General features: G+C 52.1%; 19 protein-coding genes. 8 read left to right on the top strand and 11 right to left on the bottom strand.

All coding sequences use genetic code 11. From position 1 onward, the window contains the following. Positions 1 to 33: 33 nt before the first annotated feature. The 3 genes from ppk2 to AKG43_RS04985 all read left to right on the top strand — a co-directional run bounded on the left by ppk2 (position 34) and on the right by AKG43_RS04985 (position 6330). Positions 34 to 975, top strand: a complete 942-nt coding sequence (ppk2, locus tag AKG43_RS04995; RefSeq protein ID WP_054599462.1) for a polyphosphate kinase 2 — start codon at positions 34 to 36, stop codon at positions 973 to 975. A gap of 236 nt (positions 976 to 1211) precedes the next feature. Then, the gene (gene recC / locus AKG43_RS04990; RefSeq protein WP_054599461.1) at positions 1212 to 4436 is read left to right on the top strand and encodes an exodeoxyribonuclease V subunit gamma; all 3225 of its coding nucleotides are present in this window, start codon (positions 1212 to 1214) and stop codon (positions 4434 to 4436) included. A 511-nt stretch (positions 4437 to 4947) separates the two neighbouring features. Beyond that, positions 4948 to 6330: a DEAD/DEAH box helicase gene (locus tag AKG43_RS04985; protein ID WP_054599460.1), complete on the top strand. Its 1383-nt coding sequence runs from the start codon at positions 4948 to 4950 to the stop codon at positions 6328 to 6330. A 138-nt stretch (positions 6331 to 6468) separates the two neighbouring features. On the opposite strand, the gene AKG43_RS04980 is transcribed toward AKG43_RS04985, so the two are convergent. From AKG43_RS04980 to AKG43_RS04960, 5 genes are all read right to left on the bottom strand, one after another. Further along, the gene (locus AKG43_RS04980; RefSeq protein WP_082402980.1) at positions 6469 to 7404 is read right to left on the bottom strand and encodes a hypothetical protein; all 936 of its coding nucleotides are present in this window, start codon (positions 7402 to 7404) and stop codon (positions 6469 to 6471) included. 116 nt (positions 7405 to 7520) lie between these two features. Then, a complete protein-coding gene (locus AKG43_RS04975; protein ID WP_231718113.1) occupies positions 7521 to 8468 on the bottom strand; it encodes a hypothetical protein in 948 nt (315 codons plus the stop codon). Beyond that, positions 8449 to 9510: a hypothetical protein gene (locus tag AKG43_RS04970; protein WP_156300622.1), complete on the bottom strand. Its 1062-nt coding sequence runs from the start codon at positions 9508 to 9510 to the stop codon at positions 8449 to 8451. Before AKG43_RS04970 ends, AKG43_RS04975 begins: the two co-directional genes overlap by 20 nt. A 110-nt stretch (positions 9511 to 9620) precedes the next feature. After that, positions 9621 to 12110 (bottom strand): type VI secretion system Vgr family protein, encoded by a 2490-nt coding sequence (locus AKG43_RS12205; protein WP_197273119.1) that lies wholly within the window; start codon positions 12108 to 12110, stop codon positions 9621 to 9623. Between the two features lie 147 nt (positions 12111 to 12257). Next, a complete protein-coding gene (locus tag AKG43_RS04960; protein WP_054599457.1) occupies positions 12258 to 13787 on the bottom strand; it encodes a catalase in 1530 nt (509 codons plus the stop codon). Between the two features lie 287 nt (positions 13788 to 14074). On the opposite strand from AKG43_RS04960, the gene AKG43_RS04955 reads away from it, so the two are divergent. Further along, complete coding sequence (locus AKG43_RS04955; RefSeq protein ID WP_054599456.1) at positions 14075 to 14308, top strand: RNA-binding S4 domain-containing protein; 234 nt, start codon at positions 14075 to 14077, stop codon at positions 14306 to 14308. Then, positions 14286 to 14483 carry a hypothetical protein gene (locus AKG43_RS04950; RefSeq protein ID WP_054599455.1) on the top strand — a complete coding sequence of 66 codons (198 nt, stop codon included), beginning with the start codon at positions 14286 to 14288 and terminating at the stop codon, positions 14481 to 14483. The genes AKG43_RS04955 and AKG43_RS04950 overlap by 23 nt, the downstream gene beginning before the upstream one ends. Positions 14484 to 14687: 204 nt before the next feature. Here AKG43_RS04950 and gyrB read toward each other — a convergent pair whose 3' ends face one another. From gyrB to rpmH, 5 genes are all read right to left on the bottom strand, one after another. Beyond that, the gene (gene gyrB / locus AKG43_RS04945) at positions 14688 to 17081 is read right to left on the bottom strand and encodes a DNA topoisomerase (ATP-hydrolyzing) subunit B (RefSeq protein WP_054599454.1); all 2394 of its coding nucleotides are present in this window, start codon (positions 17079 to 17081) and stop codon (positions 14688 to 14690) included. A gap of 240 nt (positions 17082 to 17321) precedes the next feature. Next, on the bottom strand, positions 17322 to 18968 hold the full coding sequence (yidC, locus tag AKG43_RS04940; RefSeq protein ID WP_054599453.1) for a membrane protein insertase YidC: 1647 nt from the start codon (positions 18966 to 18968) through the stop codon (positions 17322 to 17324). A 164-nt stretch (positions 18969 to 19132) separates the two neighbouring features. Further along, a complete protein-coding gene (gene yidD, locus AKG43_RS04935) occupies positions 19133 to 19363 on the bottom strand; it encodes a membrane protein insertion efficiency factor YidD (protein WP_054599452.1) in 231 nt (76 codons plus the stop codon). Beyond that, entirely contained in the window at positions 19357 to 19695 is a 339-nt protein-coding gene (rnpA, locus tag AKG43_RS04930; RefSeq protein WP_054599451.1) for a ribonuclease P protein component, read from the bottom strand. The genes yidD and rnpA overlap by 7 nt, the downstream gene beginning before the upstream one ends. Before the next feature lies 1 nt (position 19696). After that, positions 19697 to 19831, bottom strand: a complete 135-nt coding sequence (gene rpmH / locus AKG43_RS04925) for a 50S ribosomal protein L34 (RefSeq protein WP_004283944.1) — start codon at positions 19829 to 19831, stop codon at positions 19697 to 19699. A gap of 399 nt (positions 19832 to 20230) precedes the next feature. Between rpmH and dnaA the strand changes: the two genes are divergently transcribed. From dnaA to AKG43_RS04910, 3 genes are all read left to right on the top strand, one after another. Beyond that, positions 20231 to 21778 (top strand): chromosomal replication initiator protein DnaA, encoded by a 1548-nt coding sequence (gene dnaA / locus AKG43_RS04920; protein WP_054599450.1) that lies wholly within the window; start codon positions 20231 to 20233, stop codon positions 21776 to 21778. A 19-nt stretch (positions 21779 to 21797) separates the two neighbouring features. After that, a complete protein-coding gene (gene dnaN, locus AKG43_RS04915; RefSeq protein ID WP_054599449.1) occupies positions 21798 to 22901 on the top strand; it encodes a DNA polymerase III subunit beta in 1104 nt (367 codons plus the stop codon). Between the two features lie 151 nt (positions 22902 to 23052). Continuing rightward, a complete protein-coding gene (locus AKG43_RS04910) occupies positions 23053 to 24408 on the top strand; it encodes a hypothetical protein (RefSeq protein WP_054599448.1) in 1356 nt (451 codons plus the stop codon). A 48-nt stretch (positions 24409 to 24456) separates the two neighbouring features. On the opposite strand, the gene AKG43_RS04905 is transcribed toward AKG43_RS04910, so the two are convergent. Continuing rightward, entirely contained in the window at positions 24457 to 26625 is a 2169-nt protein-coding gene (locus tag AKG43_RS04905; protein WP_054599447.1) for a primosomal protein N', read from the bottom strand. Between the last annotated feature and the right edge of the window lie 40 nt (positions 26626 to 26665).

The raw sequence follows: 26665 nt of genomic DNA, 5'->3' as shown, positions 1-26665 counted from the left end.
TTAATCACCTACTTAACAAAAGGAGCAGCCGATATGACCGACCAACCCGCAGAGCAGCAGTTAAAACCCTTCGAGCCGGTAACGCTGGGCGATAAAAAAGCAGAATTGAAAGTATTTGAAAAAGCGGTTTTGGAGCATAAAGGCCGTGTCAGCGCCGAAGACTCCGGTTCTGCACCCCTTCCGGAAAATTATCCCTACCGCACACGCATGAGCCGCAGCGTTTATGAAAAAGAAAAAAAGAAGCTGCAAATCGAGCTGTTGAAAGTGCAAAGCTGGGTGAAAGACACCGGCCAGCGCATCGTCGGCCTGTTTGAAGGGCGCGACGCCGCAGGCAAAGGCGGCACGATCAAGCGTTATATGGAACATTTAAACCCGCGCGGCGCACGCGTGGTGGCTTTGGAAAAGCCTACCGAAACCGAACGCGGCCAATGGTATTTCCAACGCTATATCCAAAATCTGCCCACCGCCGGCGAAATCGTGTTTTTCGACCGTTCTTGGTACAACCGCGCCGGTGTAGAGCGTGTGATGTGCTTCTGCCAGCCGCACGAATACCTGCTGTTTATGCGCCAAACGCCCGAATTCGAGCGTATGCTGGTGGCCAGCGGTATCCATCTGTTTAAATTCTGGTTTTCGGTGAGCCGCGAAGAGCAGTTGCGCCGCTTTATTTCCCGCCGCGACGATCCGCTGAAACACTGGAAACTTTCGCCCGTGGATATTCAGTCGCTCGACCGCTGGGACGACTACACCGATGCGAAAAACGCGATGTTCTTCCACACGCACACCGGCGACGCACCGTGGACGATTATTAAATCAGACGATAAAAAACGCGCCCGCTTGAACTGTATCCGCTACTTCCTGCACTCTCTCGACTACCCGGGCAAAGACTTGAAAGCCATCGGCGAAGTGGATCCGCTGATTGTGAAAGTGCCGGACACCAAGTTCACCGATAATAATTTCGATATCATTGCCGATTAAGTTTCCGGCAACAAACCCAAAGCATCAGGCCGTCTGAAACGTATGGTTCAGACGGCCTTAAACTACCCGGATTCACCGCCCGATACAGTCAGTCAACTTAACAAATGCGTCATGCCGGAACATGACGGTTTTATTATTAAATTGAAGCGGATGAACTATACCCTGCCCGGCTTTTTTCAGAAGCCCCGCCCGTATTTGATTATAATCGCCCTATTAATTATCGCCCCGCACCCGCCATGCTTTACCTCTACCAGTCCAACCGCCTCGAAGACTTAGCCGCCCTGTTTGCTCAGGTACACCGCCTGCAACCGCCCGAAAACCCCTTCGAGCCGGAAGAAATCGTGGTGCAGAGCCAAGGCATGCGGCGGTATCTCAACACCTATCTGGCGCGCGAAACCGGCATTGCGGCCAACCTGAATTTCAGCCTGCCCGCCGGCTTGGCATGGCAGCTGATGCGGCGGTTTATTCCGGGCATTCCCGCACTCAGCCCGTTTTCACCCGAAGTGATGCGTTGGCGGCTGCTCGACCTGTTTCAAAGCAGCGGTTTTCAGACGGCCGCCGAATACCTGCCCGTGCATGAAGCCCTGCACAGCTATCTTGCCGACAGCCCTACCGCCGCCTACCAGCTTGCCGGACAACTGGCCGATATTTTCGACCAATACCTCGTGTACCGCCCGCAATGGATAGACGCTTGGCAGCAAGGCAAAAGCATGGGCTTGGGCAACGACGAAAACTGGCAGGCCGTTTTGTGGCGTTTTCTCGACGACGGCTCGCAGCACACGCCCCACCGCGTCGGCTTGTGGCGGCAGCTGCTCGACTCGCTCGACCCGCAGCACCTGCCCCGCCGTTACTGCGTTTTCGGCATTGCCACCATGGCGCCGATGTATCTGCAACTTTTGCAGGCGCTGGCCGAGCATTGCGACGTGCACATTTTCGCGCTCAACCCCAGCAGCGGCTATTGGGGCAACGTGATTGAAGCGGCGCAAATCCTCCGGCAGGAAGACGACACCGATTTAAGCCTGTCCGGCCATCCCCTGCTCGCCTCGCTGGGCAAACAGGGGCGCGACTTTTTCGACGCGCTCACCGACGTACCCAAGCACGAAATTTCCGTATTCGACGAAGAACCTTTTCAGACAGCCTCTCCCACGCTGCTGCGGCGCTTGCAATACGACATCCAAACCCTGTCGATGCCGTCTGAAAACCCAAACGGCCTGCCCCAACCCGACTTGAACGACGGCTCGATACAGGCCGTATCCGCGCACAGCCCCCTGCGCGAACTGCACATTCTCAAAGACAAACTGCTGCAAGTGCTCGATCAGCATCCCGATTGGCAGCCGCACGACATCGCCGTACTCACGCCCGATATCGAACCGTACAGCCCCTTTATCGAAGCCGTGTTCGGGCAACAGCAGGCAGGCAGCCGCGCCCTGCCCTATTCGGTATCCGACGTTAAAATCAGCCGCCGCCAACCCCTGTTTCAAGCACTCGCCCAAGCCTTGGAGCTGCTCGAAAGCCGTTTTGAAATCAACCTGCTGCTGCCGCTGCTCGAGAACGACCTCGTGCTGCAACGCTTCGAGCTGACCCGCGACGACCTGCCGCTGCTGCACGACACCATCGCCGCACTCAACGTACACTGGGGCACCGACGAACACATGCGCGGCGGCACCAACAATCTGTTTACTTGGCAACAAGGGCTGGAACGCCTCGCCCTCGGCTGGATGCTGCCCGAAAGCCGCCACCCACTGTGGCAGCGCATCAGCGCATGGCACGCCAACCCCAACCACACCGCCGTACTCAGCCGCTTCAGCGCACTTATCCGCACCCTCACCGCAACCGCCCGCCTGTGGCGGCAACCCGCCTCCGTGCCGGAATGGACGGAACGCATCCGCAACCTTACCGCCGCCCTGACCGCCACCGATACCGACGGCCAATACGCTTGGCAACAACTCACCCAAGCCCTCGCCCGCTGGCAGGAAGAAGCCGAACTGGCAGGCTTTACCGGCACCTTGCCGCGCCAAACCGTTATCCGCCACATCGGCCGCTTTCTCGACAGCGAAAGCCAAGCCGGATTTCTACGCGGCGGCATCACCTTTTGCAGCATGGTGCCGATGCGCAGCCTGCCCTTCAAAATGATCTGCCTGCTCGGCCTCAACGACGGCGATTTCCCCCGCAACACCAAAGCCGCCGCCTTCGACCTCATCGCCCGCCACCCGCAAAAAGGCGACCGCGCCCGCCGCGACGACGACCGCTACCTGTTTCTCGAAGCCGTGATGAGCGCGCGCCATATCCTTTACCTATCCTATATCGGCCGCGACATCCGCACCGACCAGCCCCTTGCCCCCTCCGCCCTGCTCGGCGAACTCATCGACACCCTCGCCGCCATGACCGGCCGCTCTTCACAAGAGCTGCACAAACATTGGATAAAACAGCACCCGCTGCAACCCTTCTCGCACCGTTATTTCACCCCCGAAGCCCTTTCAGACGGCCTCGGCAGCACCCGCAGCGATTACGCCGAAGCCCTCAACCGCCCGCCCGAAACCCCCTTGCCTTTCTTCAGCACGCCGCTGCAAGAAGCCGAACCCGCCCACACCGTTGCCCACCACGAATTTATCCGCTTTTGGAAAAACCCCGTCCGCAACTGGCTGCACAACACCCTGCATTGGCAGAAACCCTACCGCGACCAAGCATGGGACGCAGCCGAACCTTTCGAGCCGCAACAAAGCGCACGCATCACCGCCGAATACACCGCCGCCCGCCGCCATAACGAAGACTTCGACCGCCTCGAAAGCCGCCTGCAAGCCGAAAGCCTGCTGCCCGCAGGCGAATTGGGCGCACTTTGGCAAAACCGTTTTCAAACCGCCGCCAAATCGCTCGACCACACCTTAGTGACCAGCCCCAAACTGCCGCCCGCGCCCTACACCCTTACCGTCGGCGCGTACACCCTCGAAGGCAGCCTCAACCATCTTTACCGCCACGGGCAGATTTACTTCCCCGGTCAAGCATTCAAAGCGCCCGAACAGCTCGCCGTTTTACTCGAACATTTGATTTTCTGTGCCGTGAGGCCGTCTGAAACCGAACAGTACCAAACCCATATCCTGCTGCCCGAACAACCGCAAACCCTCATCGAGATTCCGCAACAAAAAGCAGCCGAAGCCCTGCAACAATGGCTGGAGTATTACCAAATCGGCCAAAGCCGCCCGCTGCCGTTCTTCCCGCGCGTGAATTACAAAGCCGCCCAAGAATGGAATAAAACCAACGACCAAAGTAAAGCTTTAAGCGAAGCCTATAAGCTTTACCACGGCGGCTCGCACACGGCCGGCCAAAAAAGCTATCCCGAAGTCGCACTGGTGTTCGGCAGCGATGAAGAAGACCCCACCGCCTCCACCCTCTTTTGGAACATCACCGCAGACCTGCTCGCCCCTTTAATCGAACTCACCGCACCGCCGACGGAAAACGATTGAAAAAGGCCGTCTGAAACATAAGGCCGCCTGCCAAAACGAGCTTGCGGGTTTCGCCATAGTCAATCAACTCAAAAACAACGCACCCGTCATACTCGGGCTTGACCCGAGTATCTCCTAAATCTGCTGAAACTCAATATACCCGGGCCAAGCCCGGGTATGACGGTTTTGTTATTAAACTTAAGTTGATTAACCATAAAACATTTTCTCCCTTGCCCCGTCGGGAACCAAAGCTTTCAGACGGCCTCATACCTTAACCCCGAACAGAAACACACCCGCCTGCTCAGCCAGCTAAAAAGCCCCGCAATTTATGGCATAATAAGCACCCGTTTTCTTCGGCAGGCAACAACCAAAACCGCCCGCCCCGGTGAAGCCCAACGCAACGCCACCACAGATTAAGCACCGGCTTCCCGTATCCTGATCACAACACAACGCCCTACCCGACCGTTAACCCATTCAGACGGCATCCGCCAACAAAACAGGCCGTCTGAAACGAAAACAAAAGTACAAAACCATGAACCCGACTTTCTCATCTCTCGGCTTGGGCAGCGAAATCGTTGCCGCCCTTACCGACCAAGGCTACGAAACCCCCACGCCGATTCAGGCCGCCGCCATTCCCAAGGCCTTGGCCGGACACGACCTTCTCGCCGCCGCCCAAACCGGCACCGGCAAAACCGCCGCCTTCATGCTGCCCAGCCTCGAGCGGCTCAAACGCTACGCCACCCCCAGCACCTCCCCCGCCATGCATCCCGTGCGCATGCTGGTGCTGACCCCCACCCGCGAGCTGGCCGACCAAATCGACCAAAACGTACAAAACTACATTAAAAACCTGCCGTTGCGCCACACCGTGCTCTTCGGCGGCGTCAACATGGACAAACAAACCGCCGACCTGCGCGCCGGCTGCGAAATCGTCGTCGCCACCGTCGGCCGCCTGCTCGACCATGTAAAACAAAAAAACATCAACTTCAGCAAAGTCGAAATCGTCGTACTCGACGAAGCCGACCGCATGCTCGACATGGGCTTTATCGACGACATCCGCACCATCATGCAGATGCTGCCGAAGCAACGCCAAACCCTACTGTTTTCCGCCACCTTCGCCCCTCCCATCCGCAAACTGGCGCAAGACTTCATGAACAGCCCCGAGCAAGTGGAAGTGGCCGCCCAAAACACCACCAACGCCAACGTCGAACAGCACGTTATCGCCGTCGACACCATGCGCAAGCGCAACCTGCTCGAACGGCTGATTGTCGATTTATGCATGAACCAAGTGATTGTGTTCTGCAAAACCAAACAAAGTGTCGACCAAGTAACCCGCGATCTCCTGCGCCGCGAAATCGCCGCCCAAGCCATTCACGGCGACAAATCGCAGCAAAACCGTCTCGAAACCCTCAACGCCTTCAAAGAAGGCTCGTTGCGCGTGCTGGTTGCCACCGACGTAGCCGCCCGCGGTCTCGACATCGCCGAACTGCCCTTCGTCATCAACTACGAACTGCCCACCCAGCCCGAAGACTACGTCCACCGCATCGGGCGCACCGGACGCGCCGGTGCCGACGGCGTAGCCATCTCATTGATGGACGAACAAGAACAAAAAATGTTCGAAGCCATCAAAGAGCTGACCGGCAGCACCATCGAAGTAGAACGCATCGAAGGCTTCGAACCAAGCTGGTGGGGCAACCCCGCCGAAACCGCTGCCGCACCGGCCGCTGCAACACGCAACCGCCGCGAACGCAGCGAGCGCCCTCCCCGCGAAGCCCGCCAACGCGACAGCCGCAACGAACGCCAAACCGAACGCGCCACCGACCCCGGAGCAGCCTGCGGCAAAATCGCCGGACGCAGCCGCCGCAGCCGCCGCGAACGCCCCCAATGCGCTTTGCTCCAACCCAATTACGGCGCTTGATTGGCTATATCCGTTTGTTCACAAACCGATCGGCAAAAGTAGCCGACCATATTCAGGCTTCACAAATAAGCAATACGATATTCGGCAATAAGGCCGTCTGAAAACCCATTCTCTGCTTTTCAGACGGCCTTACTGTATTTAACGCGATCCGTCGCGCGGCAGCTCAATCAACGGCGGAATCGGTGGGTCTTGATAACTTTCATCGATTTCAAACCCTTGCGCCCGAGCTTTATCTTCTTCCATTTTTCGGTATATGGCATGGCTTTTGAATTGTTTATTTAAAGCATCATTGTATGTAGGCTTACCGAACTGTTCCTGTGCATTCAAACGGACTTGATTCCAATATGCCTCAATCGTTACTACAAGTGCATACTGACCGTTCCCGTATTTATCACGGTATTGCTCGGAATCATCTTTACCCAAAGAAAAGCTTACTATCACGCCATCCGCATATAAGTCTCCCAATCTGGCACGGTGCGGAAGCTTTTTCCATTCTTCCGCTGTCAATTCAATAGTAGTCGGAATACCGGAAGTCCATTTTTCATTTAGCCAGCCGTCTTCAATTTCAAAAAAAGCAGCCGCATTTTTACGGTTGCGCTTAATTCTAGGCTCACTGCGGTAAATCAAATCCCTCCACCCCGCCTGATGCATCTGCCTGATCAAACGGTAAAAGTTTTGTCTGGCTTCTTCATCGCTAATGTTGCTGGCTTTGCCTAGATCGGCATAAATCACATAATCCGAAATACCTAAAAATGGTTTATGCCCACTGTCTTCATAAGCATTGATCATTCCTACATAAGGTAGCTTGAAAGTATGTTTGCCATGTTCAAAAAGAACGGTTTTTTCGCTATTAAAATATACCGGATGAACATTGACATTAAAAAACTCAGCATCTGCAGGTGGCCCTTGATAATTTTCAATGAATCTTTGAGAAAAATGTTGTGCGGATTCCGGCAAGGTTATTGACACGGTTTCAGGCAGGGTATCTTTTTGCGGTTCTTGCTGCATGGGTTTGCACGCTCCCAGCAAACCTACCGTCATCGTTAACAAATAAATCAATATCTTTTTAAACATGGTCGTGTGCATTGGCATTTATCTGCCGGCTGATATTTGAAAGCAAGGAAACAGATAAGATTTAACAAGAGGCCGTCTGAAACTGTTGAATCTTTTTTCAGACGGCCTTACTGTATTTAACGCGATCCGTCGCGCGGCAGCTCAATCAACGGCGGAATCGGTGGGTCTTGATAACTTTCGTCGATTTCAAACCCTTGCGCACGGGCTTTATCTTCTTCTAATTTCCTAATCGTTGCGTAGGTTTGGTATTTCTTTTTTACGGCATCATTAAAAGCAGGCTTACCGAATTCTTCCTGTGCATCCATACGGACTTGGTTCCAATAAGCTTCAATCGTTACCACGAGTGCGTATTGACCGTTTCCGTATTTATCGCGGTATTGCTCGTCATTATCTTTACCCAATCGAAAACTCACCACCACACCGTCTGCATATAGAGTGCCGATATTCGACAAATGAGACAATTGTTTCCACTCGTCCGGAGTAAGCTCAATCGTAGTTGGAATACCGGTAATTGGTTTTACCCTAAAATAACCGTCTTCCATCCCGAAAAAAGCAGCGGCATTTTTACGGTTCATCTGAATTCTTGAATCCACGGGAGAAATCAAATCTCTCCACCCCGCCAGATGCATCTGCTTGACCAAACGGTAAAAGTTTTGTCTGGCTTCTTCATCGCTGACGTTGCTGGCTTTTCCTAAATTGGTATAAATCACATAATCTGAAATACCTAAAAAGGGTTTTCTATCAAACTCGTAAGCGGTAATCGAGCCCACATAAGGCAACTTGAATGAATACTGACCATTTTCAAACAGAACCGTTTTTTCAGACTGAAAGGTAGCGGAATAACTGGTTAATGAATAGGGCTCTCCCGGCGATTCGTCATCTATATAACCCACAAAACGGTTGGCAAAATGTTGGGCAGATTCGGGGAGGGTTATCGACACGGTTTCAGGCAGGGTATCTTTTGCAGGTTCTTGCTGCATAGGTTGGCACGCTCCTAATAAAAAAATAACAGCCATCATGGATAAAACTGGATAAACAACATATTTAAGCATGATCTTTTCCATCGGCTTTTTTACCGTTCGCTAAAATACGCAATTGTTCTTCTAAAAAAGTTTTGGTTAGGTCATCCCCCATCAAACGATGGTATTTCTCCGCTGCATTGCCGATCCATTTCATGCGTTGATTCAAATTCTCCAACACAATCCCTTTCGGCGCAGCGGATAAAAAACGCTCCTGTCCCCGCTTGATCTTACAACTTGCTACCAAATGCAGTTCATTTTGCGGCATCTCGCGGTAAAGATCGGGGTGATTTTTTTCCAAATAACGTGAAACTTCCAGATATTTTTTGAAAATAAAACTGTTATACATGATTTTTTGTAAAATGATTTCCTGTTCGTGGTAGGCTAAAAGCATTAAATGTTCCAGTTTTGCAGCAGCTATATCTTGAGCGCGACTTTTCTTTAGCGCATTATCCAAAGCCTGAAATGATTCTAAAATATACTGCTTTCCCGAGTCTGAAAAATCCATTGATTTATTGCCGACGGTTTCCTTAAAACCGTCCACCCTTTCCAAATCTTCCCGCATCACCTCCGGCAACTTCGCATATGCCCTTTCCGCCCTGCACAGTTTGAAGGTTTCTTTATCTTGGGCATAAACATAATGCCAAGGCATCACGTCTAAAAACAGCCAAATATTGCCTTTGCCCAGCATCTTGTCCATTGAGGAGAATACTTCAACCAAAGTCGGAACGGGTAAAGTAACCATATTTACAGAAGTAGGTAATGGAACTTTGGATTTATGTTTCAGCGTGTCTATATGCCGCTTCACTTGTTTTCCGGGATCTTTCACCCACGGATTTTCTAAAGAGCAACCTACTGTTTTACTGGCAAAGGCGGCAAGCCCCATCCAATAAAACAGGCCGGGATGTTTTTTCAGAAACGGAAACTGTTGAAACTCCCCTGCGCCCAAATACATCTTGGCATATACAGCAGCAATATCGTAAGCACGTTGTGCATAATGGCTCTTGATTTTAAAGCGCCCTTTGCGCTGCACGATTCCTTGAGGAGAAAACCAAACCAGATAAGTTTCTCTTTCTGCGCTTTTCATACGGTTGAGTGCTTCAAACTGTGCCTCGGTCCATGAGTTTTGGCACTCCAAACATAATTTCATCTGTGACTGTGAAGTTGCATTTGTTTTATAACATTCCGACATAATTATTAATCCTGTTCACTATGGTCTTCCTCAGTATAAGTTCCAAAGATTTCAAATATTTCTAGCTCTTCCTGATTTTCAGTATGAATTCGGGCGGTTCTGCCTTTCTCGTCGGCAATGCCGAAAAATTCATTACCCTTTTTATCGATAATTACATATTGGGCTTTTTTCTTAGGTTTACCTGAAGGAGAAAGTAAAACGAACTGCTCATCATACTTTTCAACGGCAGGTATGCCTTGCATATTCACCCCCGCAGAACTCGGCCCCATCACCTGAAACCCCGCACACTTCACCCACACCATCTTCGGGCAGCCCAGTTCGATATTGCCGTCTTTAATCTTAATGTACGCTCCGCCGCTGGTGAGCAGGATTTCGTCTTTTGCCGCCACGGTTACTTTTCCCGCACTGCTGGTGATGGTGGCATCCTTGAGCGCATTGATCTGCATCTCGTCGTTCTGTGCCTGAATCTCCACTTTGCCCTGATTGGCCTGTAACTTCGCGCCGCTGCTTTGGGCAAACAGGTTGACGCTTCCGACCGCATGGGCGGTGAAGTTGCTGCCGGCGCTGATGTCGGTGTCGCCGCCGCTGATGTGGTGGATGTGTTGGCCGGCGGTGTGCAGTTGGCTTTGCGGGGTAGCGCTGGCGATGCCGTCGGGGGCGGACAGTAAAATCACTTGTCGGTATAAGTCTTTGATACAGTTTTTCAGACGGCCTTCCTGCTCTTCGGTTAAGGTTCCTTCTGCTTTGGCTGTGTTGGCGGCTTTATTCAGGCTCTTCGCTAATGACAATGCCTGTTCCAAATTGGCGATGGCTTGGTCACGGTTTAATACCGTTCCCTGTGCTCCGCTTTGGCCGTCTGAAGAGATAAACAAACCCTTACCCGCCCGCAACGCACCCCAGCTGTCGGTACGCAGCTCGAAGCCTTCGCCGTTGTCGCCGCGTTTTTGGCGTTGGCTGTCGACGATATGGCCGAGGTTGAGTTGGGTTTTGCCGTATTCGGTCGCCAGTTTGATGTGTTCCTGCCCCTGTTTGTCTTCCATCCGCAGTTTGTTGTTCGCCCAAGTACGGATGACGTTGCGGGTGTTCCAATCGGCAGGGACGTGGTCGGGGTGGGAACTGTCGTGCATTACTCCGCTGATATAGGGTCTGTCGGGATTACCCTGTACGAACGACAGCATCACTTCGGTGCCTTCGTGTAAGGGGAAGTGTTGGCCGTAGTCGGGGCCGGCATAGGGTTTGGCCAGGCGGATGGGACGGCTTTCTCCGCCCGGGCTCCATTCGTCGAGGTCGAACGGCAGTTTGACGCGGTAGCGCCCCATGTTGTCGATATAGGCGTAGGTGTAGTTGCCGGGGCTGGTGACTCGTGCGGGTAGGCTGCCCTGGATCTTGGGTAACGGGGTGATGCGTTCGGGGCGGAAGATGCTGTCGGCGGGAATGGCGCTAAAGCTATGGCTGTACGCTTGGTCGCGGCTGCCGCTGTGGGTGAGTGATACCACCAACCAGCCGTTGGGCGCTTCGCTGAAGGCCGGGGCGGTCTGAAACACTTGGCCGGGGCTGAGGGCGGTGATGTTGCCGCTGCCGGATGCGACGATACGGCGGCTGTGGTCGAGCTGTTGCAGTAAGGCCGTCTGAAGTTGGGCTTCTGCGGGGGTCTTTTGGTGCAAACCCCAATGGCTGTCGCTGCCGAGTAAAACGCTGCTGTCGGTCTCCGTACCCTTAGCCGTTACTTGGGACGACAAATCGGTATCGGCATCGCGGTAGTTGTAGTCGCCGACGCGGATGGATTCGAGAATGGGATTGTGCTTCACCTGTAAGGCGAACACCGCTTCTTCACCGACGCTCTCCAACCCACCATGGGGGCGGTAGGGATACGGATGACGGTTGTCGCGAAAATAATGGGCGGCATCGTCGCCGAATACCGCCACATCGCCATATTGGGCGTTCTGCTCGAAGGCGTACCAGATGCCTTCTTCTTCGCACAGCCGGTTGATAAAGGCAAAGTCGCTTTCCTGATACTGGGTCACATATTCGCGTACACCGTATTCGCGGGAAGTGTTAAAGCGGAAATCGACGCCGGAGAAGCCGTGGTGTTTCAGTAATGAAGCAATAATGTCGGGCACGTTTTGGTTTTGAAACAGACGCGAAGTGCGGTGATGCTTCAATGCGGCGATGCGGGGTTCCAATACCATGCGGTAACGGGTCTCGTCCGCCGATACCGACAGCTTCTCGCAGGAAGTGATGATGCCGCTCCATTCCTTCAACGCTTGGGGCGCGATCATTCCCTCAATCAACCCCAACGCATCAGAGCTTACCGGCGTTACCGTAAACTTAGCCGCTTGGTTGATGTAGGACGACAGCGGTAGGTCGGCATCGGCGGAAGTCAGTTCGATGTCGAGGCGGTAGGCTGTGTTGAGTGCTTCGGTGGCGGTGAAGGAGACGACGGAGAGGGACGGGCTGAAGCGGGAGAAGGTGAGACGGTAGGATTGGGTTTGCATAAAAATCCTTTTACGTTTTTCATGCATATTAAGTATTACTGTATAAAATGTATAGCTTTTTAAATAAAAGGCCGTCTGAAACAACGAGCGTTTCAGACGGCCTTTACAATTACCTTAATTCAATAAGGTTTCAAACTCAACAACGATTTATGCTTTGTAATCGCTGAAGTCCAACAAACCGGGTTGTCCCATAGCGGGGTCGGTTTTGTAGGCAGCCATTGCGTCGGCAACAGTCATACCCAGAGCTTTGGCAACACCTTCACCATAAGCCGGATCGCAAGCATAGCAGTTGCGGATGTGGCGGTATTTGATGAAGTCCAGCGCATCGCCCATACCCGCGGCAGTGTTTTTGAACAAGGTTTCTTTTTGTTCGCAGCTCATCAGGTTGAACAGCGCACGCGGTTGGCTGAAGTAGTCTGAGTCGTCTTCACGGTAGTTCCAATGTGCCGCATCACCGTTGATTTTCAAAGGCGGCTCGGCGTATTGGGCTTGGTCTTGCCATTGGCCGAAGCTGTTCGGCTCGTAATGCAGGGTGCTGCCGTAGTTGCCATCAACACGGCCTTGACCGTCGCGGGCATTGCTGTGTACGGGGCAGCGCGGTGCGTTCACCGGAATTTGATGGTGGTTCACACCCAAGCGGTAACGCTGTGCGTCGGCATAGTTAAACAAGCGGGCTTGCAACATGCGGTCGGGAGACACGCTGATACCGGGAACCAGATTGCTCGGTGCAAAGGCAGATTGCTCAACATCGGCAAAGAAGTTTTCAGGGTTGCGGTTCAGTTCGAACTCACCTACTTCGATCAGCGGGTAATCGCCTTTGGGCCATACTTTGGTCAAGTCAAACGGATGGTAAGGCACTTTTTCTGCATCGGCTTCAGGCATCACTTGGATATACATGGTCCATTTCGGGAAATCGCCTTTCTCGATAGACTCATACAGGTCGCGCTGATGGCTTTCGCGGTCATCGGCAATGATTGCGGCAGCTTCTTCGTTAGTCAGGTTTTTAATGCCTTGTTGAGTACGGAAATGGAATTTCACCCAGAAACGCTCGTTTTGTGCATTAATGAAGCTGTAAGTATGGCTGCCGAAACCGTGCATGTGACGGTAAGAAGCAGGAATACCGCGGTCGCTCATCACAACGGTTACTTGGTGGAAGGCTTCGGGCAGAAGGGTCCAGAAGTCCCAGTTGTTGGTGGCGGAACGCATATTGGTACGCGGATCGCGTTTTACCGCTTTGTTCAAGTCGGGGAATTTACGCGGGTCACGCATGAAGAATACGGGCGTGTTGTTACCCACCATATCCCAGTTGCCTTCTTCAGTGTAGAACTTCAAGGCGAAACCGCGGATGTCGCGCTCGGCATCGGCCGCACCGCGCTCACCGGCTACTGTGGTAAAGCGGGCGAACATTTCGGTTTTTTTGCCTACTTGGCTGAAAATTTTGGCTTTGGTGTATTGAGTGATGTCGTGGGTAACGGTGAACGTACCGAAAGCACCGGAACCTTTAGCGTGCATACGACGCTCGGGAATCACTTCGCGCACGAAGTTGGCCAGTTTTTCATGAAGCCATATATCTTGAGTCAACAGCGGGCCGCGCGGACCGGCAGACAGGCTGTTTTGGTTATCGGCAACGGGCGCGCCGTTGTTCATGGTTAAGTGGGTTACAGGACATTTGGACATGGTTTGTGCTCCTTAAAAAATGTCGATAGTTTAAAAAAATGTGTGTGTGTTTGTTCAGCGTACAACAGCAAATGTTATCTAAAACGATGGCAGAAGCCCTTTATTTCATTTGCTTTAATCTATGGATCGAACTATACAGCAAGATTTTCGCTATTAAAACTATGACTTCGATTTAATTTAGTTATTTTAAATCACAAATTGAATACCAATAGTTTATTTTAACATTATCGGACCTTTTTATTTTGACGTAAAATACGGGTTATCACACCACCATAACACAAAAAATCATGCAAGCAACCGTTTATTTAGAAGATAACGAATACATCGCTTTGTGCGACCTGTTGAAATTGGCCGGCCTGACCGACAGCGGCGGGCAAGCCAAAGCAGCCATTGCCGCAGGCGAAGTATTGCGCAACGGCGAAACGGAAACCCGTAAAACAGCCAAGATACGCGGTGGCGATGTCATTGAGTTCGACGGCGCGGTGTTGGAGATATTAGATGGATACGACCCCGAAACTTAAAGCGGAAGATTTGCTCCCCGAACCCATCCGGCCCGAAGCATGGGAATGCTGCGGCAGCGATTGCGGCGATGCCTGCATTCAAACGATTTATTGGAATGAAAAGGCCAAATACGACGAACAGCAGAAAATCTGGCGCGAGCAACAGGCCGCTGAAAACAACAGCTCTCAAGAATAAAACATGCCGAAAAGCTCAGGCGGGTTGTGTACAGTCAATCAACTTGCTTTTACGACACTGCCTATCCATAAAGTGAGGCCGTCTGAATGGTTTTTTCAGACGGCCTTACGTTTGATTGATGCCTGTTGTCTCTCAGGTTAAAAGCTTTGCAACAACCGGTTGCAGCACTTTTACATTTTTACGGTTACAGGAAGGCAGCCTTCATCAAGCATCAATGTTTTGGGCCACCAACGCATTGTTTTCGATAAACGCACGGCGTGGCTCGACTTCGTCGCCCATCAAGGTAACAAACACTTCATCGGCGGCAATTGCGTCTTCAATGCGTACTTTGAGCAAACGGCGCACGGCGGGATCCATCGTGGTTTCCCACAACTGCTCGGGGTTCATCTCGCCCAAACCTTTGTAACGCTGGATAGTCATACCTTTTTGAGCGTTTGTCATCAAAATATTCAAAGCGTCTTCAAAATCAGCAATATCGTATTCGTTTTCACCTTTATACAATTTGGCGTTTTCCCCCACCAAGCCTTTGAGCATGGCGGCGGTTTGCGACAAGGTTTGATAAGCCTTGCTGCCTGCAAACTTCGGTTCGATATAGCTGACCATCACATTGCCGTGCAGCTTGCGGGTAATTTTAATGAAGTGTCCGCCTTCGTGACCGTCCACCCGCTCCAAAGCCACTTCTTTTTCATTCAGCAGCGAACCTAATGAAGCGATGGCCGCATCGGTACTTTCTGCCGACGACAAATCCACAGGCTCGGCATGCAGCATGGCTTTGAGCACCAAATCATCAATAACGCGGCTTTCTTGCTCCACCACGTTTCTGGCCAATAAAAACTGCTTGGCCACTTTTGCCAATTCTTCACCTTCAATGGTGCGGCCGTCTGAAACGATTTTGGCTTTATCCAATGCCAAACCGAGCAGCCATTGGTCTTTCTCAAATTCGTCTTTCAAATAACGTTCCTGCTTGCCGTGCTTGGCTTTATACAGCGGCGGCTGGGCGATATAGATGTAGCCGCGCTCGACCAACTCCGGCATCTGACGGTAGAAGAAAGTGAGCAGCAAGGTGCGGATGTGCGCGCCGTCCACATCGGCATCGGTCATGATGATAATACGGTGGTAACGCAGTTTTTCGGGATTGAACTCTTCTTTGCCGATGCCCGCACCCAAAGCGGTAATCAGAGTGGCAACCTCTTGGCTGGCCAGCATTTTTTCAAAGCGGGCTTTTTCTACGTTGAGAATCTTGCCTTTCAGCGGCAGAATGGCTTGGAATTTACGGTCGCGGCCTTGTTTTGCAGAGCCGCCGGCCGAATCCCCCTCGACCAGATACAACTCGGATAAAGCGGGGTCTTTTTCCTGACAGTCTGCCAACTTGCCCGGCAAACCCAAGCCGTCCATCACGCCTTTTCTGCGGGTAATTTCGCGGGCTTTGCGGGCGGCTTCGCGGGCACGCGCGGCATCAACGATTTTGCTGCAAATGGTTTTGGCTTCGTTGGGGTTTTCTTCGAGAAAGTCGGTTAAAGCTTGGCTGATGACTTCGTTAACCACGGGGCCGATTTCGCTGGAAACGAGTTTGTCTTTGGTTTGCGAAGAAAATTTCGGGTCGGGCAATTTAACCGACAGCACGCAAGTCAAACCTTCGCGCATATCGTCGCCGCTGGTATCGACTTTGGCTTTTTTGGCAATTTCGTTGGCTTCGATATAGCTGTTGATGGTGCGGGTCATCACTTGGCGCAACGCGGTTAAATGGGTGCCGCCGTCGCGCTGGGGAATGTTGTTGGTGAAGCACTGCACGGATTCTTGATAGCTGTCGTTCCATTGCATGGCCACTTCAACGCCCATGCCGTCTTTTTCGCCGGAGGCATAGAAGATTTTTTCGTGCAGCGGCGTTTTTTTGCGGTTCATGTATTGAACGAAACCGGCCACACCGCCGGAGAATGCGAAGTCTTCCTCTTTGCCGTCGCGCATATCGGTAAGTTTGATGCCCACACCGTTGTTCAAAAACGATAACTCGCGGATACGCTTGGCCAAAATATCAAAATGGTATTCCACTTCGCCGAAGGTTTCTTCGCTGGCAAGAAACTGCACTTTGGTGCCGGTATGGCCTTCGGGCGCATCGCCCACCACTTTAAGCGGCTCGACAGCCACGCCGCGGCGGAATTCGACAAAATGCTCTTTGCCTTCCCGATAGATGGTCAAACGCAACCAATCGGACAGTGCGTTTACCACCGATACGCCCACACCGTGCAGGCCGCCTGAAATTTTATAGCTGTTGTTATCGAATTTTCCGCCCGCATGCAAAACGGTCATAATCACTTCGGCGGCAGAACGCCCTTCTTTGGGATGGATGCCGGTAGGAATACCGCGGCCGTTGTCTTCGATGGTGATGGAATTGTCGGCATTGACGGCCACGGTGATTTTGTCGCAATGGCCGGCCAGTGCTTCGTCGATGGCGTTGTCCAGCACTTCAAACACCATATGGTGCAGGCCGGAGCCGTCTTGCGTGTCGCCGATATACATACCCGGACGTTTGCGTACCGCATCCAAACCTTCGAGCACCTGTATGCTCTCGGCACCGTATTCTTGTTGCTGCTGGGTCATAATCGATTCTTTTCTTGCTGATGTAAACTGGCTGTGTTGCTTGAAAAACCGCGGGGCGAAAAGTGTTGCCGAGCGGAAGAATAACTTGCGGATTATACCCGAATTCCCATGTATTTTCAGCGTTTTTAAGCGTTTTTGCATAGTTTGGAAATCGTTTGCAGGCCAAACGGCATAAAAACAAAAAGGCCGTCTGAAAAAACTTTTTCAGACGGCCTCCGTTATGTTCCCAACATGCCTGCGTTATGAAACCACTTCGCCTGCCGCACGTTGTTTTTCAATACTTTTATTGATATACCACTGCTGGAAAATAGTCAGAATATTATTCACCACCCAGTAAAGCACCAAACCTGCGGGGAAGAAGAAGAACATTACCGAGAAAATAACCGGCATGATTTTCATCATTTTCGCCTGCATCGGATCGGTGGGCGGCGGGTTTAAATACGTTTGAATGAACATGGTAGCCGCCATAATAATCGGCAGAATAAACCACGGGTCGGGACGGCTCAAATCGGTAATCCAACCGATCCACGGAGCTTGGCGCAACTCTACCGAAGAGAAAATCGCCCAATACAAACCGATGAACACCGGAATTTGCAGCAGCATAGGCAAACAGCCGCCGAGCGGGTTGATTTTCTCGTCTTTATACATCTGCATCATGGCCTGCTGCATCGCCATACGGTCGTCGCCGTATTTCTCTTTCAAAGCCTGCAAACGCGGGGCGACGGCACGCATTTTGGCCATCGAACGGTAAGAAGCATTGGTGAGCGGATACAAAATCGCTTTCACAATAATGGTAAGCAAAACAATCGCCCAACCCCAGTTGCCTACAAAACCGTGCAGCTTGTCAAGCAGCCAGAACAACGGTGAAGCGAAAATATGCACTTTGCCGTAATCCTTAGCCAGTTGCAGATTGTCTGCCACTTTACTGATCACGCTGGTGGTTTGCGGGCCGGCATACAAACCTACGGGGAAATCGAGTTTGGAACCGTTTTGAATGGCGGGCATCGGCACACGCACAGAAGCCGAATATAAATTGTCGCTGCGTCGTTTCAAATCGATTTGGCAGGCACCTGCGGCACAAACGCTTTGGCCGTCTTTCGGCTGCAGAATCCAAGTAGACATGAAATAGTGCTGAATCATGCCCAGCCAGCCGCTGTCGGTTTTGCGCACATATTCGGCTTGATCTTTGCCGGATTGGTAATCGTCGTCCAAATCATCGAAAGGTACTTTTTCAAACTCGCCCGACGGGGTATAGACCACAGGGCCTGCGTAGGTTTGGTTGAAATAACCTTCGCCTTCCGGTTTGCTGTTGTCTCTCAGCAAACGGTACACGGCATCCAATTTCACCGGCGCGCCGCTATTGTTGGTTACGTCGTAACGCACGTCGATCAGATAGCTGCCTTTTGTGAAGGTGTAGATTTTATTGATGTTCAAGCCGGCGGTTTCGGGCGCGCTTAAACGCACTTCCACTTTGTCGCCGTTGAGGCTGTATTGTTTTTGCGGTACAGTAAATGCAATATCTTTCAACACGTTTTGGCCGTCTGAATTTAACAATTCGGACTGAGCCACATAAGTGTAGGCTTTGCTGTCGTTAAACAGCACGAAATCTTTGCTTTCATCGCTGCTGGCATTGTATTTCAACAAGGTCAGGCCGCGCAGATCGCCGGTTTTTTCATCAATCACCGCTTTAACCGTATCGGTTGTTACGGTAACCGGCACGGACGGCGTTAATGCGGCTGCAGCCGGAACTGCTTGGTTTGGCGCCGCTTGGTTTTGTACGGCCTGTTGCCGGGCAAGATTAGGTTTGGGCGTCGGGAACATCTGCTCCCACCCAAACAAAATCGCCGCTGCAATGGCGAAAAATATGACAAGTCTTTTAGTTTCCATAGAATATCCTAATGGTACTGTGAGTGTGCGACCCGCAAGCCGCCGCCTGTTTCAAAGTGGTTCGGGTCAAACTTTGAGCCCCAAGCCAAACAAGCACCGTTTGTTTCAGACGGCATTATATAAAAAACCGATAACGGCCGGCCGAACAATATTCCTACTGCACATCAAGGTACGGGATCATGCCCGCAGCCGCCCCACGGATGGCAACGGGCAATGCGCTTTAATGCCAGCCAGCCGCCTTTGAATGCCCCGTATTTTTTTACCGCTTCTACCGCATACTGCGAACAGGTCGGCGTATAGCGGCAACGCGGCGGAATCAGCGGGCTGACGGCATACTGGTAAAAACGGATCAACGCCAACAACAATTTGGCAGGTATGTTTTTGAGCTTCAGCATTTCCGCATCAGCCCGGCCAATTGCCGCCGGGCTTCATCGGCATTGCTGCGGTCGAACCGCTGGCGGACGCGAACCACAAAATCATACGGTGGCAAAGTTGTTTTGTGGCAACGGAACCATTCGCGTATTACCCGCTTCATATAATTGCGCTCATGTGCGCGTTTGGCGTTTTTTTTACTGACCACCAAGCCCAAACGGGCATGCGGCAAACCGTTTTCCGGCAGGAAAAACACTTGCAGCATCGGTGCGCTCCGTTGTTTTTTAAACGCAAAAACGGATGAAAAGTCATCCGTTTTCAATAAGCGGTAACGCTTGGCAAAGCCTTGGCTCAAGTTACACTGCCAAACGTTTGCGGCCTTTGGCACGACGCGCAGCCAAAACGGCGCGGCCGCCACGGGTTTTAGAGCGTACCAAGAAACCGTGGGTGCGTTTGCGGCGGGTAACGGAAGGTTGATAAGTGCGTTTCATGTCTGTTTCCTAAGTTTTTCAGAAAATTAAACCGCGAATTACACCTTAAATATCCGCTTTTGTCAATTAAAAAAGCAGCTTGAGACCTGTGCAAAACCCTTAAACGCAGAAGCAGCCCAAGAAACGGCGGCAAGGCGAGTGCAAACGTATCATTATAGATACGCAAGCAAAGGCGCGGCGCACAACTCAGAAAAGTGTCTCAGACACGAATTTACAAAAGTTTCAGGCTTGGCGCCGGTGTTGCGAAAATGGCGGTTGTGGATAATTTTCGGTATAATCCGCCGAATCTGTCCACCTATGCAACAGGCCGTCTGAAAAAATCAATAATTTATTGTTTAACAAAACTTTTTCACAGACTCCCTGTCGTTATACACAACCGCACATCAGGCAATCCACAATATGACGCTTGCAGAATTTTGGCCGCAATGCCTCCGCCGACTTCACGACACCCTTCCGATGCAACAGTTCCAAACCTGGATTGCACCGTTGACCGTTGGCGAAGAAAACGGCACTTGGGTGGTTTACTGTAAAAACCAATTTACCGTAAACATGCTCAAAAACAGCTTTTCTGCCGCCATCGAAGCCACGCGCGCAGAGTTGGCGCCCGACATGCCCGCCCTGCTGTTTAAAGCCGGAAACGGGCAAAGCTATGCCATCGCCCCGCAAGCAGATAAACAAGTTAACGCAACGGCGGCAAAGGTTTCAGACGGCCTCGACAGCCATACCGAAGCACCTACGATGCCGTCTGAAAACAAAGCGGCAACAGCCAGCAAACCCGCTTCAGCCAAAAGCGCCCAAGATATTTTGGCCGAGCGCATGAAGCATTTGCCCGCCGAAGGCAGCCGCAGCAAAAAAACCGTTGTAGAAAACAAACCCGCAGCCAAACCCAAAAGCGAACCTGCGCGTCCCAAAGAAGACCTCTACGCGCAAACCAACCTTTCATCCGACTACACTTTTGAAACTTTAGTAGAAGGTAAAGGCAACCGAATCGCCGCAGCTGCCGCACAATCTATTGCCGAAAACCCCGGGCAGGGCTACAACCCTTTCTTCCTTTACGGCAGTACCGGTTTGGGCAAAACCCATTTGGTTCAGGCCATCGGCAACGAGCTGCTGAAAAACAAACCCGATGCCAAAGTGCGCTACATGCACTCCGATGATTACGTGCGCAGCTTTATGAATGCCGTGCGCACCAACAGTTATGACGTATTCAAACAACAATACAAACAATACGACCTCTTAATCATCGACGACATCCAGTTTATCAAGGGCAAAGACCGTACAATGGAAGAGTTTTTCTATTTGTACAACCATTTCCACAACAAGAAAAAACAACTCATTCTTACCTGCGACGTATTGCCCACCAAAATCGAAGACATGGACGCGCGCCTGAAATCACGCTTTTCATGGGGGCTGACACTCGAACTGGAGCCGCCCGAACTGGAAATGCGCGTGGCCATTTTGCAGAAAAAAGCCGAAACCGCCGGTGTCGATTTAAACGAAGACGCCGCCTTTTTCATTGCCAACCTCATCCGCTCCAACGTGCGCGAACTCGAAGGCGCATTCAACCGCGTGAGTGCCAGCAGCCGCTTTTTAAACAAACCGATCGACATCGATTTGGCACGAAACGCCCTGCAAGACATCGTAGCCAGCTCGTATAAAGTGATTACCGCCGACCTGATTATCGATGCCACCGCAAAATACTACCGCATCAAGATGAGTGATATAGTAGGCAAAAAACGCACACGGAATATCGCCCGCCCGCGCCAGATTGCCATGAGCCTCACCAAAGAGCTGACCAATCTGAGCCTGCCCAGCATAGGCGACGCCTTCGGCGGCCGCGACCACACCACCGTGATGCACGGCGTAAAAGCCATAGCCAAACTGCGCGAAGAAGACCCCGAATTGGCGCAGGATTACGAAAAACTGTTAATTATTATCCAAAACTGATTAGCCCGAAGGGATGACCATGTTGATTTTACAAGCCGAACGCGATGCCCTGCTCAAACCCCTGCAAGCCGTTACCGGCATCGTCGAACGCCGCCACACGCTGCCGATTCTGTCGAACGTATTGCTCGAAAACCTTCACGGGCAAACCAATATTCTGGCTACCGATTTGGAAATCCAAATCAACACCTCCGGCCCCCACAGCGAAGCCGAAGACTTCCGCATCACCACCAATGCCAAAAAGCTGCAAGATATTTTGCGCGCCCTGCCCGACGGCTCGCTCGTCGCACTCGACTGGGCGCAAAACCGCCTTACCCTCAAAGCAGGCAAATCACGCTTTAACCTGCAAACCCTGCCCGCAGAAGATTTCCCCCTGATGAGCGTAGGCGAAAACGTGAGCGCCGCCTTTTCACTGCCGCAGGAAGCCTTTAAAAACATGCTTTCCCAAGTGCAGTACAGCATGGCCGTGCAAGACATCCGCTACTACCTCAACGGCCTGTTGATGCAGGTAGAAGGCGACCAACTGCGCCTGGTCGCCACCGACGGCCACCGCCTCGCCTATTCCTGCACCACCATCGACGCCGACCTGCCCAAAGCCGAAGTGATTCTGCCGCGCAAAACCGTGCTCGAACTCTTCAAACTGCTCAACCACCCCGCCGAACCGATTACCGTAGAGCTGCTCAACAACCAAGTACGCTTCCGCTGCAACGACACCGTGATCGTCAGCAAAGTGGTGGACGGCAAATTCCCCGACTTCAACCGCGTGATTCCGCTCGACAACGACAAAATCTTTTTGGTTAACCGCACCCAGCTGCTCGGCGCTCTCGAACGCGCCGCCATTCTCGCCAACGAAAAATTCCGCGGTGCCCGACTGCTGCTGCGCCCCGGCCTGTTGAGCGTTGTGTGTAGCAACAACGAGCAGGAAGAAGCCCGAGAAGAATTGGAAATCGCCTATCAGGGCGACGAACTCGAAGTCGGCTTCAACATCGGCTACCTGATGGACGTATTGCGCAACGTACACGCCGACGACATGCAGCTTGCCTTCGGCGACGCCAACCGCTCCACCCTGTTCACCATTCCGAACAACCCCAATTTCAAATACATCGTGATGCCGATGCGCATCTAATCCGTGTCTTGATTCAGGTTAGAAACATGAGGCCGTCTGAAAAATCATTTTCAGACGGCCTCATACTGTTCAATCTCTATCCGCTTCATTCACAACATACTTTTTGCAGTTTAGCCGTTATAATTACGCGCATCTTGAATGGGATAGCCTTATGAACAAACGTATTCTTATTTCATCTCTCACCTGCCTGATATTTGGCTTGATGTTTTCCTTTTCGGCAGCAGCAAATACATCGGTTCAGTCCAATCATACGGCTGCGAACAATCCAGCTATTGAAACACCAGCAGAATCAATCAAAACATCTGACATAATCGGAAAAAACGATTTAAAAGAACTCGAATTAAAGCTGCAAGAAAAAATACTGGCTACTGACCAAAAAGTGGTGGAAAACCAGCAGGAAACGATCAACTGGTGGCTGTCCTTTATTGCTATATTCGCAGCTATAGTAGGCATCGCAATTCCTTATATGGTATCTCGACGAGAAAAAGAAAAAATGCTTGCCGAATCCACGGCCATACTTAACCAAGCCAAAGAACACTCAGAGAAAGCACAAACCTTAGCCGCCCAAGCTAAAGAAAGCGCCTCAAATGCACAGGCACATTTAGATGAAATTCAGAGTTTCCACTCTCAAGCAAAAGAAAGTACAAACGAAATCGCCAAACTGTCTGAGCAAATGAAAAAATATAGCTCTCAAGCACAAGATAAAGAAAGCAAACAACAGAAAGAGAGCATCGAAGCAGCCAAAGATTTAGCGGAACACAACGATATTCCCCTCATCGAACAACTACGCGCCCAAGCTATCCTGCTATCTGACAAAGCTGATCAAAGCAAAATTTATCAAGACTATTTGCAAGCATTTTATGCTTGGCAGGCTGTACTACAACAAGATAATCAAGATGGACACGCTAACTTCAACGCCGGCCTTCAAGCGTGCTTTCTGTACGACAAAAGTAACCGCGACCAACAAGCCTACTGGTTTAAAGAAAGTGACGAACATTACAAAAAAGTTCTACAAGTTAACCCGGCTAGCGATGAGAGTGCAGAGAATATGGGAACTCTTTTCCATAAAGAAGCCTCCACCTTATTACAAGAAAAGAAAATAGATGAAGCAAAGAAACAATGGGAGCAAGCTGAAAAATATTATCAATATGCACTAGCTGTAAATCATAAAAGTTATTTAACGGTAAAAAACTGGTTGATACTTTTGCTCTATAAACATCTACATCTAAAAACTGACGAATTGCAACAAGCACGTTACTTAATAGACAAATTCTTAAATGATTATCCACAATTTGAAAATGAATTAGCATATATAAATGCCTGCTTATATGCGCTAGAAGGCAATACGTCTGAAGCAATCGCCCAATTACGCTTAGCACGACAGGAAAATGATTTGCCTGAAATAGCTAACATTAAAGAGGGTGAAGTTTTCAACAACATCCGCAACACCCCCGAATTCCAAGCATGGTTTAAAGAGGCTTTTCCCGAATCTTCTGCCGAAAGCTAACCATTCATAACCTTAAAGGCCGTCTGAAAACTTTTTCAGACGGCCTCTTCACATCTCTTGCGGGTCGATATCCACCGACCATCTTACCTTGCCGTCGCGGTACTGCTGCAACACCTGCACCCACAGGCTCACGGCGTGGTGTAGGTCTTTGCGGGAGGCGGATTCTAAAAACACTTGTGCGCGTTCGCGTTCGGCCAGCCGCGCCATCAGCATGGGCACAGGGCCGAAGGCGGATACGGTTTCGGGCAGCAGCGGTTGGGTAACGGCTTGGATGTCATTGAGAAACTGCACGGCTTCTTCGATTTTTACGGCATCGGCGCGGATGGCCGTCTGAAAACCGAAGGGCGGCATATTGAATGTTTGCCGTTCGTTCAGCTCGTTTTCGGCGAAGATGCGGTAATTTTGTGCCTTTACGGCGGCGAATACGGGGTGTTCGGGCAGTTGGGTTTGGATCAGCACTTTGCCGGCGGCTTCGGCGCGCCCTGCCCGGCCGGAAACCTGCATCAGTTCGGCAAACAGTCTTTCGGGGGCGCGGAAGTCGGCGCTATAGAGGCTGCCGTCGGCGTTTAATACGATCACGAGATTCAGCCGTGCGAAGTCGTGGCCTTTGGCGAGCATTTGGGTGCCGACGAGGATGTCGATGTCGTTGGCGGCGATGCGTCGGTATAAATCGGCCCAGTCGTTTTTGTGGGCGGTGCTGTCGCGGTCGACGCGGGCGACTTTGGCTTGCGGGATGAAGTTGCGCAGGGTTTCTTCGACGCGTTGGGTGCCGTGGCCGACGGCGGTGAGGTCTTGGTTACCGCATTCGGGGCATTTGTAGGGTACGGGCCGTCTGAAATCGCAATGGTGGCAGCGCAGTTGGCGGGCGCGTTGGTGCAGCACCATTTTGGCGGAGCAGCGCGGGCAGCCGAAGGTGTGGCCGCAGTCGCCGCAAAACAGGGCGGGTGCGAAGCCGCGGCGGTTGAGATACACCAGCGACATGCCGACTTGTTCGTGGTTGGTTTTGAGCAGTTTCAGGGCTTGCGGCGAGAAGCCGTTGTCGAGCGGCAGGCGGCGTACGTCTAAGATGTCGACTTGCGGCAGTTGGGCGGCGGAATGGGCGCGTTCGGTCAGTTCGAGCAGTTGGTATGCGCCGGTTTGCGCTTTGTGCCAGCTTTCCAAACTGGGGGTGGCGCTGCCGAGCACGATGGGGCAACTGCTTTGCCGTGCGCGCCAAACGGCCAAATCGCGGGCGTGGTAGCGCAGTTCGTTGTCTTGTTTGAACGAGGAATCGTGTTCTTCATCCACCACCACCAAGCCCAAATCGGGCAGCGGGGTGAACACGGCCAGCCGCGTGCCGATAATCAGTTTGGCCTGCCCGAGCATGGCGCGCAGATAGTCTTGCGTGCGTTTGCCTGCCGCGGTTTGGCTGTGCAGCACGGCGGTCGGCACATCGGCAAAACGGGCTTCCACGCGCTTGAGCAGTTGCGGCGTAAGGTTGATTTCGGGCAGCAGAAACAGCACTTGCCTGCCCGCCGCCAACACTTTGGCCATCACGTCGAAATAGACTTCGGTTTTGCCGCTGCCGGTGATACCGTAGAGCAGGAAAGGTTTGAAGGTATCGGAGGCCGCCTGAACGGCTTGCGCGGCGGCTTGCTGCTCGGTGTTTAATCGGTGTTCAGACGGCCTCAACACGGGCGCGGCAGCTTGGGCGGTGCTTATCCAGCCGTTTTCCGTCCATTCTTGCAACAATTTCGGCGCTTGGTTGTGGATGTGTTTCAAGGCCGCCATGCTGAGGCCGTCTGAAAACAAAGCCTGCCACAAGGCGTGTTTTTTGTGGAAACGCTCCGGCGGCGGAGTTTGCGCTTTGCCTGCGTCGTTCAAAGCATAAAACTGCGGCGGCTGCGGGGTTTCAACAGGCTTGGCTTCTTTCAAACCCAACGGTAGCGCGGTAAACACGGCCTGCCCGAGCGGATAATGGTAATAGCGCGAAGTGAACGCCAGCAGCTTGCACCAGCTTTCGGGAAACAGCAGTTCGTCGGTAAAGGCCGTCTGAACCGGCAGGATTTTCGTCGCGTCAATCTCCGGCGTTACGCCGTTCGCCCACACCACGCCGACAACGGGCTTGCCGCGAAACGGCACCACCACCCGACAGCCTTTGGGCAAGGCCGCCGGGTGGCCGTAGGTTAAGAGGCCGTCTGAAATGGGGATGTTGAGCGCGACGTGATGGTAGTTCATGCGGGTATTATAACCGAGGCCGTCTGAAAAGATTTCAGAC

The sequence above is a fragment of the Neisseria sp. 74A18 genome (assembly GCF_001308005.1).
Lineage (GTDB): Bacteria > Pseudomonadota > Gammaproteobacteria > Burkholderiales > Neisseriaceae > Neisseria > Neisseria dumasiana.
Note: the sequence above shows the minus strand (reverse complement) of the source record. Positions and strands in the feature narration are given on the sequence as shown.